At 40.6% G+C, this 20448-nt stretch carries 16 protein-coding genes; 3 read left to right on the forward strand and 13 right to left on the reverse strand.

The window, feature by feature from the left end:
* Positions 1 to 447: 447 nt before the first annotated feature.
* From IR083_RS16950 to IR083_RS16960, 3 genes are all read left to right on the forward strand, one after another.
* Entirely contained in the window at positions 448 to 2760 is a 2313-nt protein-coding gene (locus IR083_RS16950; protein ID WP_194225207.1) for a TonB-dependent receptor, read from the forward strand.
* 5 nt (positions 2761 to 2765) lie between these two features.
* A complete protein-coding gene (locus IR083_RS16955) occupies positions 2766 to 3587 on the forward strand; it encodes a DUF4249 domain-containing protein (RefSeq protein WP_194225208.1) in 822 nt (273 codons plus the stop codon).
* A gap of 134 nt (positions 3588 to 3721) precedes the next feature.
* Positions 3722 to 3955: a DUF4834 family protein gene (locus IR083_RS16960; protein ID WP_006800983.1), complete on the forward strand. Its 234-nt coding sequence runs from the start codon at positions 3722 to 3724 to the stop codon at positions 3953 to 3955.
* Positions 3956 to 3958: 3 nt separating this feature from the next.
* Here the strand turns inward: IR083_RS16960 and IR083_RS16965 are convergent, their stop codons facing one another.
* The 13 genes from IR083_RS16965 to rplS form a co-directional block, all read right to left on the reverse strand.
* Positions 3959 to 4744, reverse strand: coding sequence for a polysaccharide deacetylase family protein (locus IR083_RS16965; RefSeq protein ID WP_194225209.1), 786 nt, complete (start codon positions 4742 to 4744; stop codon positions 3959 to 3961).
* Positions 4741 to 5679 carry a glycosyltransferase family 2 protein gene (locus IR083_RS16970; RefSeq protein WP_194225210.1) on the reverse strand — a complete coding sequence of 313 codons (939 nt, stop codon included), beginning with the start codon at positions 5677 to 5679 and terminating at the stop codon, positions 4741 to 4743. Before IR083_RS16970 ends, IR083_RS16965 begins: the two co-directional genes overlap by 4 nt.
* Positions 5680 to 5835: 156 nt before the next feature.
* On the reverse strand, positions 5836 to 7188 hold the full coding sequence (locus tag IR083_RS16975; protein ID WP_006800980.1) for a DUF4026 domain-containing protein: 1353 nt from the start codon (positions 7186 to 7188) through the stop codon (positions 5836 to 5838).
* A 170-nt stretch (positions 7189 to 7358) separates the two neighbouring features.
* Positions 7359 to 8348, reverse strand: a complete 990-nt coding sequence (gene trpS, locus IR083_RS16980) for a tryptophan--tRNA ligase (protein ID WP_194225211.1) — start codon at positions 8346 to 8348, stop codon at positions 7359 to 7361.
* Positions 8349 to 8899: 551 nt separating this feature from the next.
* Positions 8900 to 11998 (reverse strand): efflux RND transporter permease subunit, encoded by a 3099-nt coding sequence (locus IR083_RS16985; RefSeq protein ID WP_194225212.1) that lies wholly within the window; start codon positions 11996 to 11998, stop codon positions 8900 to 8902.
* 3 nt (positions 11999 to 12001) lie between these two features.
* Positions 12002 to 13090 (reverse strand): efflux RND transporter periplasmic adaptor subunit, encoded by a 1089-nt coding sequence (locus IR083_RS16990; protein WP_194225213.1) that lies wholly within the window; start codon positions 13088 to 13090, stop codon positions 12002 to 12004.
* 4 nt (positions 13091 to 13094) lie between these two features.
* The gene (locus tag IR083_RS16995) at positions 13095 to 14387 is read right to left on the reverse strand and encodes a TolC family protein (RefSeq protein ID WP_242052464.1); all 1293 of its coding nucleotides are present in this window, start codon (positions 14385 to 14387) and stop codon (positions 13095 to 13097) included.
* Positions 14388 to 14500: 113 nt separating this feature from the next.
* Positions 14501 to 15190 carry a ComF family protein gene (locus IR083_RS17000; protein ID WP_006800975.1) on the reverse strand — a complete coding sequence of 230 codons (690 nt, stop codon included), beginning with the start codon at positions 15188 to 15190 and terminating at the stop codon, positions 14501 to 14503.
* A complete protein-coding gene (locus tag IR083_RS17005) occupies positions 15171 to 15656 on the reverse strand; it encodes a regulatory protein RecX (protein ID WP_006800974.1) in 486 nt (161 codons plus the stop codon). The genes IR083_RS17000 and IR083_RS17005 overlap by 20 nt, the downstream gene beginning before the upstream one ends.
* 8 nt (positions 15657 to 15664) lie before the next feature.
* A complete protein-coding gene (prmC, locus tag IR083_RS17010) occupies positions 15665 to 16519 on the reverse strand; it encodes a peptide chain release factor N(5)-glutamine methyltransferase (RefSeq protein WP_242052465.1) in 855 nt (284 codons plus the stop codon).
* On the reverse strand, positions 16494 to 17720 hold the full coding sequence (hflX, locus tag IR083_RS17015; protein WP_006800972.1) for a GTPase HflX: 1227 nt from the start codon (positions 17718 to 17720) through the stop codon (positions 16494 to 16496). Before hflX ends, prmC begins: the two co-directional genes overlap by 26 nt.
* Before the next feature lie 23 nt (positions 17721 to 17743).
* Positions 17744 to 19771, reverse strand: coding sequence for a glycoside hydrolase domain-containing protein (locus IR083_RS17020; RefSeq protein ID WP_194225215.1), 2028 nt, complete (start codon positions 19769 to 19771; stop codon positions 17744 to 17746).
* A 185-nt stretch (positions 19772 to 19956) separates the two neighbouring features.
* Positions 19957 to 20316 carry a 50S ribosomal protein L19 gene (rplS, locus tag IR083_RS17025; RefSeq protein ID WP_006800970.1) on the reverse strand — a complete coding sequence of 120 codons (360 nt, stop codon included), beginning with the start codon at positions 20314 to 20316 and terminating at the stop codon, positions 19957 to 19959.
* Positions 20317 to 20448 lie beyond the last annotated feature (132 nt).

Consider the following 20448-nt stretch of genomic DNA (forward strand, 5'->3'; position numbering starts at 1 on the left):
ATTTTTTATAACCGGATCGCGATCAGTACAATTAATACAAGCTTAGCAAAGAAAACTTTATGTTAAAAAAGACAATCATTTTCATCTACATTTATCGATACAGAAAAACAATTAGGGTAAACATATGAAAATTATTAGGTCGAAACGGGAGGGTTCCGGCAGGAAAGAGGAGAAAGAAACGGAGAAAATAATTATTTTCTGTTACTTGTGCCACCTTTTTTTAACAGTCTTATATCTCCCGGTTACATTTGTATCAAGGATTAATTACATCTCTTAAAAATGCTAGAATTTTCGCCTAATATTTTACATTGTAGTTCCTTTTTTATCACTATTTTAACAAATAAACAATTATCTTTGTCTAAAACCTGAAAAAGGAAACACTAAATAAAACGGCAGTTTTTCCGTTGAGATTGAGTATGGCTTATTGTTAGCCCTAAAAGATAGAATATGAGATTTCTCTTTATTGCGCTTCTGCTAACTCTTACTTCGATAGCTTTAGCCCAAAACAGATATACAGTAAAAGGCCGGATAAATAATGCCGATAGCGGAGAAACTCTTGTCGGTGTCTCTGTTGGGATAAAGGAATTACCACAACAAGGCAGCTTCGGCGATGAGTCCGGAAGTTACTCTCTTACACTTCCACAAGGAGAATATAACCTGATCTTTAAACTTATCGGCTATAACACCAAACAGATTAAGATCAAGTTGAACGAGAGCAAGACTCTTAATGTAGATTTGGAGCCGGAAGTAGTTTCACTTGGTGAAGTGGAAATTTCGGCCCAAAGGACCAATGAGAATGTAAAGAGTGTTCAATCGGGAGTGGATAAACTGGAGATAGAGATGGTTAATAAGATACCTGTCCTATTGGGAGAACGCGACATATTGAAAACTATACAGTTACTACCCGGGGTAATGAGTGCCGGAGAAGGCAATACGGGCTTCTATGTACGCGGTGGCAGTAACGACCAAAATCTGATAATGCTGGATAATGCCACGGTGTATAATCCATCGCACCTTTTCGGCTTCTTTTCCACGTTTAACTCCAGTGCAGTAGATAATATGACAATTTACAAAGGCTCTATGCCTGCGCAATACGGAGGTAGATTATCCTCCACACTGGATGTAAGCATGAAAGATGGAGACCTGAAAGGTTACCATGCCAATGGAGGTATAGGCCTAATTTCTTCAAATCTGACCTTCGAAGGCCCTATCCAAAAAGAACGGTCGTCTTTCATCGTTTCGGCACGACGTACCTATGCAGATGCTTTGGCCCGGGCAATCGGAGTGGAACAAGTAAAAGACTCTAAACTATACTTTTACGATCTAAATGCTAAATTGAGTTACGTGTTATCGGATAGGAATAAACTTACCTTAACCGCGTATTTGGGGAAGGATAAATTAGGATTGGATAAAGTGGCTATGATAGATTGGGGAAATACAATAGCCAGTCTGAAATGGAATCATATATTCAATGCAAAAGCAGCCTCGGCTACAACCTTATCGTATACCGACTATACCTATAATGTAAGTGTAGACCTCACTACAGGCCTGAATGTAGCTTCACATATCAAAGACTTTAACCTGAACCAGGAATTCAGTTTTTATCCGAACGATAAGAATGCAATAAAGGCTGGTTTTACATCTATATTCCATCAGGTCGTACCGGGGGATCTGAGCAGTAAAGATCCATCACAATTACAGATATCCCCATACGAACACCGTAAGTCGTGGGAGAACGCCATCTTTGCCTCGAACAGTATGAAACTGCATGATAAGATGGAGTTGAGCTACGGCCTGCGCGTGTCGTCTTTCAGCGTATTAGGCGGAGGAGACTATTATGAATTCGAGAATCATACTATTACAGATACTATATCTACAAAGAACGGCCAGTTTCTTAAAACATATTGGAATATAGAATCTCGGTTGTCCGCTGCTTATCAGCTAAACGACGTATCCTCTATCAAAGCGGCATATACACGCACAACCCAGCATTTACACTTGCTTTCTACGTCAAATCTTTCCAGTCCTACCGACAGATGGATTGCGAATACCAACTATATAAAACCGGAAATAGCCAATCAGGTTTCGATCGGTTATTTCCGTAATTTCTCAAATAACATGTTTGAATTTAGTGCTGAACTCTATTACAAAGACCTTCGGAACCAGATAGACTATAAGGATGGAGCAGATGTCCGGGCAAAAGAGATAATAGAGACTGAATTGCTATTTGGAAAAGGACGGACATATGGCCTGGAACTATTCCTCAAGAAAAGATTTGGAAGGTTTAATGGTTGGGTTGGCTATACACTTGCCCGCAGTGAGAAGAAAATAAACGGCATTAATGACGGGAAATGGTATGTCGCCAATCAGGATCGGACACATGATATATCGGTAGTAGGCATCTATGATCTCAATAAGAAGTGGACATTGTCTGCGACATGGGTTTTTGCAACAGGTAATCCAATGACATACCCATCAGGAAAATACATTGTGGACGGCCATGCAATATATTACTATGAAGGCCGGAATAGTTATAGGGCTCCAGCATTTCACCGGCTCGATCTTGGGGCAATATGCACACTGAAGAAAACAAAGAAGTATACATCAGAACTTGCCTTTAGTGTATATAACGCATATGGGCGAAAAAATCCCTATATGTTTGGTTTCAGGCAAAATGAAGACGAGCGGATGGTCTCAGAATCATATATGATCTATCTATTCAGCGTTATCCCTTCCATATCGTGGAATTTCAAATTTTGAACAATATGAAAAATATATATAAACTCATATTAGCCATATCCGCTCTTGCCCTATTGACAGCCTGTGAGAAGATTGTGGATTTGGATTTACGCACTGCAACACCCAGACTAGTGATAAATGCCGCTATTACAGAAGGCTCGCCGTGTACGGTATACCTGACCAAATCGCAGGCGTTCAAAGATAATAGCGCTTTCAAAACGGTTGCGGATGCGGAGATTATATTAACCGATGAAGATGGGAATACTGAAATATTGAGGGAAGCTCAAAATATGTCCGGATTGTATCTCTCCAACATGTTAGGGGCAGTAAATAAAAGGTATCACATACAAGTGACAGCAGAAGGAAACACGCATGAAGCCAGTGTAGTAATACCCAATTCTGTACCCATTGAAGAAGCCTATATCTATGAGATCAAGGCCGGAAAAGATTCCTGGTACTCGCCGTCTTTCGTCTTTCACGACCCTGTAGATGAAACGAACTATTATTATACAATCCTCTATGTAAACGGCAATGCCATGAAAAGCATATATCTGGATGACGATGAATTCAGAAACGGATTGAAAGTTCACCGCATACTATACTTCGACAAAGACGACAACAATGATAATGATCTGAAAACAGGAGATCAAATCAGGATAGAGATGCAAACTCTTGATAAAGGCATGTACACATTCTATAAATCATTGTTCTCTGTTGCTGCCGATGGAGGAACTAATCCGATAACCAATTTCACGGGAGATGTATTAGGCTGTTTTAAAGGATATAATACAAGCTTTGCTGATTTTATCGTAAGTCCCGATGCCATATATTCAGAATCTGATGAATAATCTGTATATTTGCTTATCCAATTAAGTAAAAGATAGTAAATGATACATTATTTCAATCTGGCTACTTATTGTACTTTAATTTAATGAAGCAATAAAAGGGTCTGTGACCTTAATATCTGAAATTCAATTGTAATATGTTTAAGTTTCTCGGCTTTCTATTAATATTAGGCCTATTCGGTTTTCTTGTAATAGGCGTCCTTTTGGGACGTGTCATCCGTTTTTTCGGTCCTGAAGAAAAGACCAGACCCAATAAAAAACGATCAGGCAGCAAGTCTCAAAATTCGAAAACATCGAATATCTCCCAGAAAAAATTTTCAGAGAACGAAGGCGAATATATCAGTTATGAAGAGGTAAAAGATGATGAGTAAGACCTATTTAATACTCTCCACAAAATCCCATGTGCGGGAAAACTCATAACCTTTGCTCTTTCCCCATTCGATAAGCTTTCCAAATCTTTCCACCATCTTCGCATCCGTATTTTTCGTTACATAGAACGGAAAATTATACTTCTCCTTAGGGCCTATATCCATAAATTCCCAGGGATGAAAATAGACATTCAGATATCCGTCTTTTTTCAATGTCCGGTTTGCCAGGCTTGTATAGATACCTAAAGGCAGATTATGAAAAGATATCCAGAATAAAGGAAAACGGAATATCGGAGTCACCGATGCCGGCAGTTGCCATACCCCTTCACGCATAAAGCATGTACGAGGCTCACTTAGTTTGTTATATCTACCGGGCAGATATGTCGGGTTGATTGATGAATTGTACATATACCCGGCCTTGAAGACTTCTTCTTCGGGCACAGGCGCCATGCGTGCCATGCGGTAACCTCGTACAGTCACACCTCCGATTTCTTCCAATATATCTTTCGACATTTTTAGATGCGGAGGTTCGAAGTGGTCATGTACATATCCGTGCGATGCCAGTTCGTGTCCTTCGCTAACTATCCTGCTTACTATATCTTTAGCATGGCTTGCGAAATTGGCTGTAGTATAGAAGGTTGCCTTTACTCCGTGTTTTGCAAGCAAATCGAGTATACGTGTTGTACCTTGTATGGAAACATCCATCTGTTGGTCGAAAGGAATAGGGTCTCCGTATTCGCGGGGCATCTCGAATTCCTCTATATCGAAACTTAATAATATCTTTGAACTCATTTGTTACTAATATTTGTACTTCGTATAATATATGGAGGGAAACCTTTGGTCTGGGAGAATATCCGTCCTATATACAATCCGATAATCCCAAGAATGAATAGTTGCAATCCGCCCAAAAAACCCACTGTAATTATCAAAGACACCCAACCAGCCATTACATGCCCCGTCCATAGGCTGATAATAGCATATGGCACCAGCAATAGGGATAATACGGCTATGCCGAAGCCCAGATATAAAGCAAGGTGGAGAGGCTTTGTACTGAAAGAGAGTATTCCCTGTACAGCAAGGTTACGCATTTTCTTAAAAGTATACTTCGTTTGCCCCGACAGCCGCTTGTCAGGCATATAGTCCATTGCGTATTGCTTAAAACCTATCCAGTGAACGATACCTCTTATAAACAAATCACTACCTTTAATATTGATAAGGACATTTGCCGCCCGCCGGTCCATTAACCGGAAATCGGCAACCCCCTGTTCCAGATGTATATCGGATACAATATTCAGAAATTTATAGAAAAGGCTCGAGCTTCCGCGTTTCTTCTTCGATAGTGTCGGATCATCCATACGTCGTGTATATACGATATCGTAACCCTCTTCCCATTTTTTGATAAAATCGGGTAACATTCGGGGCGGATGCTGCATATCGGCATCCATGGATATGATACAATCGCCTGTGGCATTGTCCAGTCCTGCTTTCAAAGCATTCTGATGCCCGAAATTACGGGAAAATTCAATATAGAAAAGCTGCGGGTCTTCCGCACACATTTTCTCCAGTATAGTTTGGCTTGTGTCATTACTGCCATCATTAACGGCTATAATCTCGTACTGGTAGCCTGTTGTGTCCATACTGTCATGGATTGCTTTTATCACTGTAGGAATATTAGATTCCTCGTTATAACAACAGATTACAATTGAGACTTTTTTATTTAATATCATTTCTATTCTCGATCTTATGTAAAGATAAGGTTGAATTATATTATTTGTTTTCGTGACTCGGCATAATCAAAATAAATTTTGCTTCTGCTCTCGCTACTCAAAACGTTCTTATTTTATATAAAGATAAAGTTATTCGGATTTCGTAATTTCCTTATATCAGTTTTCCAACAGGTAAATCGAATCACTTGTATATGTATTGTCCGGAGAATATATAATCCAGTCGGTAAGCAGGTCGAAAGGATATGTTTTTATATCTCCTTCGTTCAGCCCCGATATCCAATAAGGTTGATTGAGGAGCTTGCCTTCAATTTTTCCATTCTCTATAGATATCACATCATACCACAGATGCTCTTTTTCACTTCCCGAATCGGGATTATCTACAGTCAGCCCCAACTTTACAAGGAAAGTCCATCCGGGTTGTTCCTCTTCTTTTTTCGAACCGAAAATATTTTTGAGGAACGATTTCTTCTCCGGTTGTTTATGTTCCTTCCTGAAGACTTTCTCGAATGCAGAAAAACGCTCTTTAGCCAACGCACTCATTCTATCGGTTTCCTCATTCGTTATATAATAAATAGGATTTTCGGCCAACGTAGGCGCATATATCTCAGGAGAAACCATATTGCCATCTTCCACAGCAAAGAGAATACCCGAAGGCTCGGCATGTACATTATCTACTTCGTCCCGATCCGCCACACTACCGAGTATACCCTTGGGCAGATCTTTCAGTGCTTCCTCCCACCGGAGCCAGCACAGGTTGATTCCCATACCGTCGTAACCGATTGTAAACCGTTCTTTCTCCTTTGCAGGATGCGACAGAAATTTCTTTACTGTCATGTTTATTAATGTATTCATTTGCTCTGCTCCCTGACTGAAATTAAGAATCTCCAGTTCTACAGATGCGCAGCGATGCAACCCATGCGTATGGAACCAATATCTGCGATTACCATTCTCCCCATTCTCGTCATATACACAATGCAATGTATAAAGATAATCGGGAGAAGGAGGTGTCGGTGATTTAGCGGTCATGCTCAGCCATTTGGCAGACAACAACCTGTAAGACATGAAGTCAACTACAAGGCTTGCTTCAGGGACAATAGCATCCATTATTTTCAATTGCAAATGAAATGAAGTCAGAGGCTCCAACTCGAAGTACATGGATGTTTCGAGGTAATGTTCCTGCTCCATTGCGATTTGCAGGGATTCTTCATCTATCGAATTTGCAAAACCGTAGTCGCCAAGGTTTATATTTTTGGCTTCACAGACATATAAGTCCACATTAAACACAGTCTCCTGATATTCAATCTCTGCCGCAAAACTCATAATTGAAAACTCTATATCGACTTCAGCTTTATTAAAAGAAATAAGTTTGAAATCTTTTCGAGAAGAAAGTGATTTTTCTATCTGTGCAGCATCGAACTTAAAGCTTTTGCTACGGGGATAAATACCCATTCCGGAAGCCAGCCCTGTTTCGCCTTCAGCCAGCAAGTCATATTTCTCGTTGTTATCCATATATGAGATTGATCAGATGTGTTTATAAAGATTTGTTTATAATCTACTTAGCATTTTTATATATACAAACGTAATGAAAAAAATCGGTATATTATATAAGGAAATCTTAAATATATACCGATTTCTGTATGCTTAGAGGCACAGAGTATATTGGAGGGAAGTCCCGATAATCAGAACTTATGTATCCCCATTATTTCCCTTACCTCGTTTATCGTTTTGCGTGCGCTCTCACGTGCTTTCTCAGCTCCTTCGGTGGCAACTTTATGCAAATACGCGTCATCGTTCTTAATATCGATAATACGTTCACGTATAGGAGTCGTGACCTTTATGATGTCTTCGGCCAGCTGTTTTTTCAAGTCTCCGTAACGTATCTCGCAAGTATTCCACTTGTCTTCGAAATGCTGAACAACATCTCCTGTAGAAACTACTTTCAATATTGTAAACAGATTTTCTATATATTCCGGCTTTTCGGAGTTCGGAGCTTTAGGGCCTTCATCGGTCAGGGCACGTTTTACTTTTTTCTCTATACTTTTCGGGTCCTCGTCCAGATAGATACAGTTGCCTTCCGATTTCCCCATCTTGCCACTGCCATCCAAACCCGGTATTTTTATCAGTTCCTGTCCGAAGTTATAAGCTACGGGCTCTTTGAAGTATTCCACGCCATAAAGGTTATTGAAACGACGGGCAAACTTACGGGTCATCTCCAGATGCTGTTCCTGGTCCTTACCAACAGGCACTTTATCAGCATTGTGCAGTAATATATCGGCAGCCATGAGGGTTGGATAAGTCAATAGCCCTGCATTTACATTATCCTGATGTTTTCTTGCCTTTTCCTTGAACGAAACGGTTTTGGACAGTTCGCCCAGATACGCGTGCATATTCAAAAGCAAGTACAATTCACACACTTCGGTTACATCGCTCTGTATATATATAGTCGATATTTCGGGGTCTATACCGGCTGCAAGATATTCTGTCAATACACCCTTTACATTGCCGTGCAATATCTTAGGATCGGGATGTGTGGTCAGCGAATGATAATCTGCTATGAAAAAGAAGCATTTGTTTTCATGCTGCATTCTTGTAAAATTTCTCAGTGCACCGAAGTAATTTCCAAGATGCAGATTCCCTGTAGAGCGGATACCGCTTAAAACTGTTTCCATATGTGTTTATATTCTGTTTTTGATATGCAAAGATAGTCAAAATCTGCAAAATGCCGGATATATCTTACTTATTGTATCCGGACCGGTAAGTAGTAAACAGTTAACAGTCATCAGTTATCAGTTAACAACTTGTATCTCGTGTCTTGTCTACTCGTATCTCATATTACTTTCAACTTATTACTCAATACTTACTACTTGTTAAAAGGTAACAAAGGTAACAGTCTTTTTAGCCTTTGTGCCCTTTGTGTATTTGGTGGTTAAAACTATTTACCACAAGGGACACAAAGATTTACACCAAGAACACTATATAAAAGGTAACAAAAGTAACAGGCTTTACATACTTTTTTCATTGCTTCTTTTTTCTCTTTCGAGAACAGGATAGGGCACGATTAGTTACAACTAAAAAAAGGTAACAAAAGTAACACATTATGTCACCTTTTTGTTGTTACCTTTTTCGTCTCAAACCTTATTAAAACACTAAAAAACTTAACACACTATATTTTCAAAGAACTTTATATATAGATAAAGATTCCTGACATTATTCACGTTCATTATTTATCCTTTAGCCGCTTATCTCTCCTGTATGCGAAATAGAACACCTGTGGCAGAACTGTAAAGGATAAAATCATACAAATAAGAATCCCTCCTACTATCATTATTGCCAACGGTCTTTGAATCTCGGAGCCCATACCCTGTGACAAAGCCGCAGGGAATAACCCCATCGAACCCATCAATGCAATCATCAGTACGGGCCTGATACGGCTTTTCACAGCATCGTCGATTGCCAGTCGCAGGTTTCGGGTACGCTGCATACGGGCTTTCATCAGGGTAATCAATAATATACTATCTATAGCCGTAATACCAAACAGAATGATAAATCCTATCCCTGCCGATATACCGAATACCGTGCCGGTAACCCACAAAGAAATAAATCCTCCGATAAAGGCGTAAGGAATGGCGCTTGCTGCGATAAGCGTATCCTTGACCGTCCCAAAGTTAAGGTAGAGCAAGAAAAGGATAAGAAGCAACACCGCAGGAATGATAACCGCCAACCTTGCCGTAGCCCGTTGCTGGCTTTCAAATTCTCCGGCCCAGACCATTTTGTTTTCAGTCTTAAGCGTTACACTTTCACTCACTTTTTTCTGAGCTTCGGCAATGGTAGACCCTAAATCACGGTCACGGATACTGAATCCGATGCCCACATACCGGCTGCTGCCTTCACGGTAGATAAACGTCGGGCCTGTAATAAACAGGATATCGGCTATCTCTTTTAACGGAACATACTTACCATCCATTGTCGGGATCAGAATATTTCCTATTTTATCTTCATTGTCCCTGTACTCTTTCTGAAAACGTATCTGGACATCAAATGTACGCTCGCCCTCATAAAACGTTGTGGCGGCTTTCCCCCCGATAGCCATTTCCACTACGGCCTGCGCATCGGCCATAGATACCGCATAACGGGCCATCCGCGATTCTTCCAGCTTTATCTGTAGCTCAGGTAATCCTACACTCCTGAAAACATTTACATCCTCTACACCCCTCACATTCTTTATAGCAGCGGCAGTCTGGTCGGCCAGACCTTCCATCTGGGAAAGGTCGGAACCGAATATTTTAATCACCAGAGAACTTTTCACTCCGGCCACATATTCTTCTACATTGTCCTGAATCGGCTGGCTGAATGCCAGTATGATACCCGGATATATATCGAGTGAATCCTTGATCTCGGCTAACAGCTCATCCTTTTTGATTTTTCTCTTCCATTCTTTCTCCGGTTTGAGCTGCGCATGGAATTCTATATTAAAAAAACCTGTGGCATCTGTTCCGTCGTTAGGCCGGCCGGTCTGCGACAAGATAAATTCTATTTCATCGAACCGGCGGAGTTTTTGCTTCATTTCTTTGGTGGTCCGCACCGATTCGTCAAGATTTACACTATTTGGCAATGTTGCACGGATATAAATTGCTCCTTCATTCATACTGGGTATAAACTCAGTACCCCAAAAACACATGCGAACGACACAAACAGTTAACAGCAGGCAGAAAGTTATAATTGCGCCTTTGCGGTACCGGGAACTGAACAAATACACTTTATGTAAGGCAGATGTGAAAAACCTGCTGATAAAATTCGTTTTCTCCTCAACCGGTTTATTCAATAATATCTTACACATGACCGGCACATAAGTAAGCGAAAGAATCAGAGAGCCCAATAGAGCATACCCGAGCGTGAAAGCCAATGGAGAGAACATCTTGCCTTCTACTTTCTGAAACGAAAATATAGGAAATAATGCTACTACAAGGATAACCTGTGCAAAAAAGATGTGGGACGCCACACTCCCCGCGCTTTTCTTTATAAGTCCGCTTTTCGATATTTTAGTGAAGCGCTGCCCTAGCTCTTTCGACCGTTTCTCCATCGCTACAAATATGATTTCTACGATGACGAGCGTTCCCTCCAGCAATAAACCAAAATCGAGCGCTCCCATCGAGATCAGGTTAGCAGGTAATCCCTGTATCCGCAACATAATGATAGCAAACAAAAACGATAGAGGAATCACAGTGGCTACAATTACAGTTGTACGCCAGTTGAAAAGAAATACAAATACAACTATGGAAACTAAGATAATCCCTTCCAGCAAATTTCTCATAACTGTATGCACTGTAGAATCCACTAAAGTAGTACGGTCGAGGAAAGGCTCTATCTTCACATTTTCAGGTAATATGCGGTCATTCAACTCGGTAATCTTCTCTTTCAGATGCCCGATCACTTCACTTGGATTTTGCCCTCTGAGCATAATTACAATACCCTGCACCACATCATCTTCGTCGTCCAGACAGACTTGCCCGAGTCTGGGCTTGGAGGAAACATCTACTGTTGCCACCTGCTTCACCCGGATAGGAGTCCCACCCTTTACCTCAATCAGTATATTTTCAATATCTTCCACACTCTCCAGCAAACCGATCCCCCTGACTACATAAGCCTGACTCCCTTTTTGAATAATGTCTCCGCCGACATTGATGTTACTCTTCGACACGGCTTCGTAAACCTCAAGGGGAGATAAATTATAATTATTCAGCTCTGCCGGATTTACCTTTATCTCAAACATCTTTTCTTCCCCGCCAAAACTGGCTATACTGGCTACTCCGGGCACAGAGAGCAACTCCCGCTCCACTACCCACTCGTTTATGGCAGCTACCTCCCGGATAGGCAGGTCGCTTTTTAGCACATACCTGTATATTTCACCCGTTGCACCGGATGGCGGTTCTATCGAAGGGTCTGTCCCCTCCGGCAGATCCAGATCCTGCATCCTGTTGGATGAATACTGCTGGGCAAAGAAATCATCCACCCCGTCTTCGAAAATAACAGTGACTACCGACAACCCGAATAAAGATGTGGAGCGTACATCCGTTTTTCGCGGAATGGTGTTCATTTCCTTCATAATAGGAAGGGTTACGAACTTCTCTACTTCTTCTGCGCTTCTTCCCGGCCATTGCGTAATTATCCGTACGCGGGTGTTTGTTACATCTGGGTACGCTTCTATAGGGGTATGTATATAACAAACGATGCCCGCGACAAATAAAAGTGTAGTTAAGAAAAGTATGAGTATATGATTGCGAAGCGCAAATGCTATGATATTTTCTACAAACTTATGCATGATTTAATTCTCTTTAAGGCCTGAATATATCAGCAGTTGATTTTTCACGACAACATTCTCGCCTTCCGATAATCCGGATGCAATGTATGTCGTCTTGTTATTGTGGCCGCGAAGGCTTACTTCTCTTATCTTAAAACTATCCGGAGATTCTTCCACTACCACAAAGTAACGGTCGTCATCAAAAACCAGAGCATCGGAGGGCACAGACACAAACTGCTCATGCGCCTCATTCTTCAATTTAATTACAACCGACATCTGAGGTTTAAACTTCATTTCTTTATTTGGCATGATAATCCTTGCCTTCAACACTTTCTCTTCCGGGTCAAAAACCTGCGATAATTGATTTATCTTCCCGGAGAATACCTCTCCCGGATAAGAAAGAGTAGTTATAGCTACCTCCATCCCTTCTTTCACAAAAAGGAGGTTGCTGGCATATACATTAGCTGTTATCCATACCGTGCCGAGATCGGCTACCGTAAACAGGGGTTCGCTATCGGTCGACACCGTACTGCCCGAGGATACATTCTTATTTACTATATAGCCGGTCATCGGCGCCTTAATAGAAAAAGTACCATTACCTTTATTTATGCCATGTACGGCGATATCACTCTGGGTTTTGTTGTACGCCGCCTGCGCCTGCTTCAGCCGGGCCTGGGCTTCCAGTAATTCCTTTTCCGACAGCATGTTGTCTTCATACAGCGACTGAGCTGTCTGGAGTTCCCGTTGAGCTATTTTCACATCCGATTCCGAAACAATAGATTCTGACTGTAACGAACTGAGGTCGGAACTTCTTATATCTAACAGAGTCTGCCCCTTCTGGACTTTATCACCCAGTGAAAAATAGGTACGGTCTGCGATTCCATTCACGAGCGATACATAGTTGATCACTTTATCAGGATCATATTCTACCTTTCCGGTTAATACCAGTTCTTCGTTCTGATTATCCAGTCCGGCCTTTACTGTTTTTACGTTTTGTAAAAAGGCCTTATTTATCTTGTCCGGAGTTGTCTCGCTTTCTGTCTTCCCTGAACAAGAAAATAGTAAGACGATACAAAATATCCCCAGTCCTTTCTTAATTTGCTTCTTTATCATAGTTTTATCTTATTTCTGTACCAACGGTATATTGTAGTTCCTCAAACTGTATACTTACTTTTTTCCTAGCTGTAAGCACCGTTTGCTTATTCGCTCTGTATGCATCCATAAAGTCTATATATTCGAGCATATTAATATTTCGGTTCTGCAAGTTCTTTGTGTATGTATCGAGCATATTGTCCAGTTCAGGGAGCAGACTGTCATCGTTTATCTTTTTATAGAAGGCATAAGTATAAACATAGTTGTTGTAGGATGCAGCGACTTCGTGCTGTATAACATTCTGTTGTTGCCGGGCCAGATACAGGCTTTGGTCCCTACTTATACGCGCAGCCCTGATATTCCCCTGATTACGGTTGAAGAAAGGCAGGTCTACACTGACACCAAAACCTATAAAATCCTTCCAGACTCCGCCATACCGGTCATAGTTCGCACTGATTGTCAAATCGGGCACTCTTAACGATTTTTCGTAGGCAAGTGATTTTTCGTGGTATTGTGTTTGCAGCTTGTACAATTTCATATCGGGGCGCGATTCTTCGGCTAATTCCATTAAGCGGGCTAACAAAATAGAATCGGGGCTTTTTTGAGGAATCCCATCCTCTTCTATCTCAAGATTTGTAAACGGATCTACATTCAATAATACTTTAAGTGTTTTTTGCTGTTCGTTCAGGTCAGACAGGACTTCGTTTATTTCATTCTCCAGTTCAAGGAAGGAAGACTGTAGCCGGAGTAATTCGTTTTTAGCAATATTTCCCTGGGACACCTGCTTCTTATGCGATTCGATAAGCCGGGATAATGATTCCCGCTGATTTGTCAATATAGCCAGATACGCTTGCGAATATTGTATTTCGTAAACAGAGTTGCGCAGTTCGACTTTAAGTCCCCGCAATACCTCTTCAAATTCCTGCAATGCTATTTCCTTCGAAACCTTTTCTCTATTAACGAGTTTCCATCTTTTATTTGCCGTTTGAATCAATTGGCTGAGTTCGATACTGAATTCCGTATTCTTTGCAAACGATCCGAACAACGGGGGGATAACTTCACTTTCTCCATTCCGTTGCGACCGGGTAGACCATAAATTTACGTCACTGACAGATAAATTGGGATTGTCCCACAATTTTGCCTGTGCTATAGCGGCATCTGCAATATCGACATCGAAACGGGTTGCGATCAGTTGAAGATTGTTGGACAGGAATAATGACTCAACCTCCCCAACTGTCAATTTTATTGATTTATCCTCTTGGGCAAAAAGGCTTAATCCACTGAAAATAAGCAGCAATAAATATAAATATTTTTTCATTAGGTGGAACTGATATTCTTTGCTGCAAAGATATATCTCAAAGATTAGACGCATCTTTGAGGTATATTAGATATAGGTTACAGGTACATTAGAAATGGATTAGAAAGAAACGGTCAGCCTGCTGTTCCCACAGCATAAATACTGATCCTGCAATCTTTACATTTCAGGACTTCTTTCGCACACGATTCGAGGGTAGAACCTGTAGTAATTACATCATCTACCAGCAAAATATGTTTTCCTTCAAAATTTTCTGTATCAGACAGGCTGAAGATATCCTCTACATTTTTCCATCTGTCGAAGCGGGCATTCTTTGTCTGAGACTTATTATTTACTTTCCGGATAAGAGTTTTATCATCTATCGGAATGCCTGTTATATCCGATATGCCTTTACAAATCTCAAGAGACTGATTGTACCCTCTTTCTTTCTGGCGTCCGGGATGCAGGGGAACGGGAACCAGATAATCTATATCCGCAATGAAAGCACTATCCTTGATATTCTCTCCGCACAACGCTCCGATAAAACGCCCTATTTCCGGATTACGTTTATATTTCAGTTCGTGAATTATACTTTGAATGCTTCCTCCTTTAACAAAGTAAGCGAACGCCGCTATTTGTTGGAATGGTATCCGTCCGGCAAAGAATTGTTCAAGACGGTTATCAGGCTGTAAATGAAAATTCGTTCTGGGTAATAATAGTAAACAATCGGTACATATGTGCTCTTCACCTTCGCTTAATCTTTGATTACAGACTACACAAAGGTCAGGGAAAAAGAGATTAAGAAAATCACGAAATAAATTCCTCATAATCACCTCCGAGCAATTTGTCCACACATCTGATTGCCAAATCCATAGAGAACCCGCGGCCAAGAGCAAAACGGATTAGTTTTGTCTTTCGTTCATATTCTGTCTTTGCTTTTACCGATTTAGCTTTTATAGTCAGGATATGCATCAGCTGTTTTTCGAATTCATCGCCGGACAGGTCTTCCAATATCGGATTGTAAACCGATTCGGGGATATTCCGTTTTCTTAGTTCATAAACGATTTTCGTTTTTCCCCATTTATTGAATTTCAACTTATCATTAATAAAACTCCCTGCAAATCGGGTATCATCAAGATAGCGTTCCTTCTTTAGGCGGTCAAGTATCCGTTTAATGGCTTCGTCCGGTAATTCCCATGCCACAAGCTTCTTACGCACATCGAACTCGCATCGTTCCGCTTTGGAACAATAGGCTGCTACACGATTGAGGGCTTGAGGTTCGGAAAGTTTCATTCGGTTTATTATTTTAGTTCAGCTCTTATCATCCGGTCTTTCTTACTTAAATCCTGGAACAAAGTAACGTCTGTAAAGCCTTTTTCTTCAAGCATTTTTACAGTCTCTGCACCTTTTGCCTGATTGATCTCAAAATAAAGCCTTCCGGCCGGAGTTAATAAATTCAGCGCTATATCTACTATCCGCTCATAGAACAAGAGCGCGTTATTGTCGGGTACAAAGAGAGCTGTGTGGGGTTCATATTCCAGCACATTCTGTTTCATTTGCTCCTTTTCACTTTCCAACACATATGGCGGATTGCTGACAATAATATCATATTTCTTATCTGTGGGATAATCTCCCAGCACATCTACCCTGCCAAACGAAATATCTGTTGAGTTTGCTTTTGAATTAAATACAGCTACATCCAATGCTTTAGACGAAATATCCCATGCTGAAACCGAAGCCCTATCCATATTTTTTGCCAAAGCAATAGCAATGGCTCCGCTGCCTGTACCGATATCTAATAGACTCAATCCCGATCCTTTGTTTTCGTTGAGAATAAGTTCAACTAACTCTTCTGTTTCAGGGCGAGGAATAAGTACATTTTCGTTCACAGAAAAGGGCAATCCGAAAAACTCAGTTTCTCCTATGATATACTGTATAGGCTCGTATTGCTTCAGCCGCTTCAGGATAACATCTATCCGGTTGTGTAATTCGGGTGTAGAAACAGGCGGATCTATAAACACCTGCGGATAAGGTATCTTTGTGATATATTCTATTATAATACGCGTAAATCCCGAAATTTCACTTTCGGGATAATACGCATTTAATGACTCTTTTATGTACGAAACTACCTTACGCATCGTTAGCTTCATCATCATACTTCTGAAAAAGAAAATCATTATACGGATAGCGCTCTATATGAATGGCTTTTACCCGTTCGTAAACTTTCTTTTTCAATTCATCAATATTGATCTTTTGTTTTGCCGAGATAAAGATGCAGTCATCATGCAACTTGTGCATCCACGATTTCTCCAGTTCTTCCAGAGATATATTCTCTTTTGTGGCAGGCGTCAGATCATCCTCATCTTTCGGCGTGTAGGTAAAAGCATCCACCTTGTTAAATACCAGAATAGTAGGTTTCTCTTCCTTGTCTATCTCCAAAAGCGTTTTATTCACCACCTCAATCTGTTCTTCAAAGTTTGGATGGGAAATATCCACTACATGAACCAGCAAATCCGCTTCACGAACCTCGTCCAGTGTAGATTTGAAAGATTCTACCAAATGAGTCGGCAACTTACGGATAAATCCTACCGTATCCGATAACAGAAACGGAAGATTGTCGATAATCACTTTGCGCACTGTTGTATCCAATGTGGCGAACAGTTTATTCTCTGCAAAAACTTCAGACTTACTCAACAGGTTCATTAAGGTAGATTTACCCACATTGGTATATCCCACAAGGGCAACGCGCACCATTTTACCTCTGTTCTTGCGCTGTGACGCCATCTGTTTGTCTATATTCTTCAACTCTTCTTTCAGTAAAGCGATCTTGTTGAGAATGATACGACGGTCGGTTTCCAGCTGGGTTTCCCCTACCCCACGCATCATCACACCTCCGCCTCGCTGACGGTCGAGGTGAGTCCACATACGGGTAAGCCGGGGCAACAGGTATTGATATTGCGCCAGTTCTACCTGAGTCTTTGCATAAGCGGTCTGTGCACGCATGGCAAAAATATCCAGAATAAGGCTGGTACGATCCAGAATCTTCACCTGTAACTCCTTTTCTATATTGCGAATCTGTTTCGGAGACAGTTCATCGTCGAAGATTACGAGGTCTATTTCGTTGTCTTCCATATACTGTTTTATCTCCTGTAGCTTTCCGGTTCCCACAAACGTAACAGGGTTGGAATGCTCCAGTTTCTGAGTGAAGTTTTTTACAGGGATAATGCCTGCTGTTTCGGCGAGGAATGCCAGTTCATCGAGGTATTCATTTACCTGTTCTTCGGTCTGGTATTGTGTAATAAGGCCTACAAGAACGGCCTCTTTATTTTTTGATTCTGATATGATAAAATCTCTCATATAAATTTATTCTGTATTAATTTTTAATACTCCAGTTCCAGTGTACCACCTTTGACAATATCATTGTGGCTGATTCTGAAATCCGGTATAATATTCCCGTTAAATGTTACCTGTCTGATTATATCCGCAGGCGATTTACGATTCTTTACTTTGATGTTCAATTTTTTACCATTATCCAGATGGATAACCACCGACTCATAGAACGGTGATGTGATTTCATACCAAGGCTCCCCTATTACGAGAGGAAAAAGACCGATAGATGAAAATACATACCATGCACTCATTGTTCCATCATCTTCATCCATCTCGGGCATAAAACCTTTAGGTTCAGCCTTGAATGGCTTGCCATAATATGGGACCGGGTATTCGGCATTCCCTCCGTAAAGATGATTCTGGTCTTCTTTTATTATCCGCCGGACTGCTTTCTGAGACTTTGCATATTGCCCTAATCTATTGAAGATATAAGGAGTATGTATCCCGACTTCATTACCCTGATTGAAAAGGTTATTAGCAAAGAAATAATCGAGCTGTTCTTCCAACTTTTCTTTTCCTCCTACACTTTCTATCATTTCGTCCAGATATTGAGGTAGTGCCCAGCGATATTGCCAGCGAGTTCCCTGATAGAGACCGCTATTGCGCATTTTCACATAAGAATCGTCAATATTTTTGAATTCTTTATTCCATGTCTGTATAAATGTATTTTTTGCTTTTTCGTTATAATATTCTGCATCACCAGTCCTTCTCAATATTCCGGCTATCTGAGCCATTGCCCACCAGTCGATGCAACTTTCGAGTGTTTGATCGGGACGATTGGCCGGAAGATTATCCATTTCCTTTTTCATCCCTTCATATGCTTCTTCCAAATGAATATTGGGTATACCTTTCTTGTATGCATCCAATAAGACTGCGATTGTATGTTCGGTACGTACAGTAGGTGTTGATTCAAATTTTGTGGCCCAGTCTTTTTTGCCATAAACATAAAGTTTGCATAAAGAATTTGCAATATCACGCATTGATTTTGTATCCAGTAATGTTATTAAGGGGAATTTTGTACGGTATGTATCCCACATAGACCATGAACTGTAATACGTGAAATCTTCTTTCGGGTATATAGTGCCATCGGTACCTAAAAATCTGTTATCGGAGGAGGTAGTATTAGCCGGACTAAGAAATGTCCTGTAAATAGAAGTATAGAACAAGGTCTTATCCTCAGTACTTCCTCCCTTCACATCCACTCGCGACAAGATATCTTCCCATCTATCGGCAGCCTGCTTCTTTGCTTTATCAAAAGTGAGCTTACCTGCTATGGCATTTTCTTCTTTTGCAGTGGCAATATCTATCGGCGATATGGCTATTCGCAGTTCAACAGGTTTCCCATCTGTGTTCTTAAATAGTAATTCAGTATCATATTCACTTGTTGAGACTGAGCTAAATGTCTTGTTAGTGGTTAAATAAAAATAGAGTTTAAACGCGCCATGATCGCATGTGTTTCCGGCATGAATATAGCCTTCTATCTCGGTATCTGAAATAATCTCATATTTCGCATCCAATACCTTGGTAAAAGAAGCTCCGACATTCAATGTCAGATTTGCCTCTTTGTCTGATGGATAATAAAACCGCTCGAAAGCGACATTGTTAGTTGCTGTGAATTCAGTTTTCACCCCATTATCCAAGACCACGGAATAATAACCGGGCGTAGCAGTTTCTGTCTTCTTATTTATATTCAATGTTTCTTTTTTCAGGGCGGGCCGTACACTTAAGTTTCCTCCCGCTCCACTGCATCCTATTCCCGAAATACGATTGATAGAGAACCCTGATATTTTAGTTACATCATAATCATAACCGACATGTGTCCTCGGGTCGGAATCGGGACAGATACGCACCATACCGTAAGGAACGCATGCGGCAGGATCAACCTGACCATTATCCCCTGCTGTTCCAATAAAAAGGTTTACATATTCACTTTTCTTTTGAGCGAGAGTGAAATTGATATTGGCAACAAATGTAACTAAGAGAATTATAATCAAATAATAAATCTTTCTTATTTTCATAAATCAAGGCCTCTGGAAATGGAATATAAAAGGTTAAAGATAAAAATATTTTAGGACAAGTACAGAATCAGGATCAGGATAGTAACCATAATTAATTTCCGGAATATTGTTCCGAAATAAAAAAAGAGCCTGTTTGTAGACAGACTCTCCTATATCTTTTTCCGTGCAACCGACAGAACAAGAAATTAAGCTTGCTTTGCAACTCTTTTTTCTTTGATTCTGGCTTTTTTACCTGTAAGACCACGTAGGTAATACAACTTAGCACGACGAACTTTACCAACTTTATTTACAGTAATGCTGTCAATAAATGGAGATTCGAGAGGGAAAATTCTTTCTACACCAATGTTATCAGACATTTTGCGAACTGTGAAACGTTTCTTCTCACCATGTCCCGAAATTTTGATAACTACACCGCGATACTGCTGAACACGTTCTTTGTTACCCTCTTTAATGCGGTAAGCAACGGTTACTGTATCCCCGCTTTTAAATTTAGGATGCTCTTTTCCTGTAGCAAATGCTTCTTCAGCGACTTTAATTAAATCCATGATTATATGATGGTTTTCTTGTTAATATACGCAATATACACGAGCCTCTCCCGTCAGAGATTACGCAAAGCGGATGCAAAGATAAATATATTTTGCAAATATGCAAAGGTCTTACTTCCTTTATTTTAGTAT

It is taken from the genome of Dysgonomonas sp. GY75 (assembly GCF_015234155.1).
Taxonomy (GTDB): Bacteria; Bacteroidota; Bacteroidia; order Bacteroidales; family Dysgonomonadaceae; genus Dysgonomonas; species Dysgonomonas gadei.

Coding starts and splice junctions, on each gene's coding strand:
- IR083_RS16950 (WP_194225207.1), top strand. CDS start 448: ATGAGATTTCTCTTTATTGCGCTTCTGCTAACTCTTACTTCGATAGCT.
- IR083_RS16955 (WP_194225208.1), top strand. CDS start 2,766: ATGAAAAATATATATAAACTCATATTAGCCATATCCGCTCTTGCCCTA.
- IR083_RS16960 (WP_006800983.1), top strand. CDS start 3,722: ATGTTTAAGTTTCTCGGCTTTCTATTAATATTAGGCCTATTCGGTTTT.
- IR083_RS16965 (WP_194225209.1), bottom strand. CDS start 4,744: ATGAGTTCAAAGATATTATTAAGTTTCGATATAGAGGAATTCGAGATG.
- IR083_RS16970 (WP_194225210.1), bottom strand. CDS start 5,679: ATGATATTAAATAAAAAAGTCTCAATTGTAATCTGTTGTTATAACGAG.
- IR083_RS16975 (WP_006800980.1), bottom strand. CDS start 7,188: ATGGATAACAACGAGAAATATGACTTGCTGGCTGAAGGCGAAACAGGG.
- trpS (WP_194225211.1), bottom strand. CDS start 8,348: ATGGAAACAGTTTTAAGCGGTATCCGCTCTACAGGGAATCTGCATCTT.
- IR083_RS16985 (WP_194225212.1), bottom strand. CDS start 11,998: ATGCATAAGTTTGTAGAAAATATCATAGCATTTGCGCTTCGCAATCAT.
- IR083_RS16990 (WP_194225213.1), bottom strand. CDS start 13,090: ATGATAAAGAAGCAAATTAAGAAAGGACTGGGGATATTTTGTATCGTC.
- IR083_RS16995 (WP_242052464.1), bottom strand. CDS start 14,387: ATGAAAAAATATTTATATTTATTGCTGCTTATTTTCAGTGGATTAAGC.
- IR083_RS17000 (WP_006800975.1), bottom strand. CDS start 15,190: ATGAGGAATTTATTTCGTGATTTTCTTAATCTCTTTTTCCCTGACCTT.
- IR083_RS17005 (WP_006800974.1), bottom strand. CDS start 15,656: ATGAAACTTTCCGAACCTCAAGCCCTCAATCGTGTAGCAGCCTATTGT.
- prmC (WP_242052465.1), bottom strand. CDS start 16,519: ATGATGATGAAGCTAACGATGCGTAAGGTAGTTTCGTACATAAAAGAG.
- hflX (WP_006800972.1), bottom strand. CDS start 17,720: ATGAGAGATTTTATCATATCAGAATCAAAAAATAAAGAGGCCGTTCTT.
- IR083_RS17020 (WP_194225215.1), bottom strand. CDS start 19,771: ATGAAAATAAGAAAGATTTATTATTTGATTATAATTCTCTTAGTTACA.
- rplS (WP_006800970.1), bottom strand. CDS start 20,316: ATGGATTTAATTAAAGTCGCTGAAGAAGCATTTGCTACAGGAAAAGAG.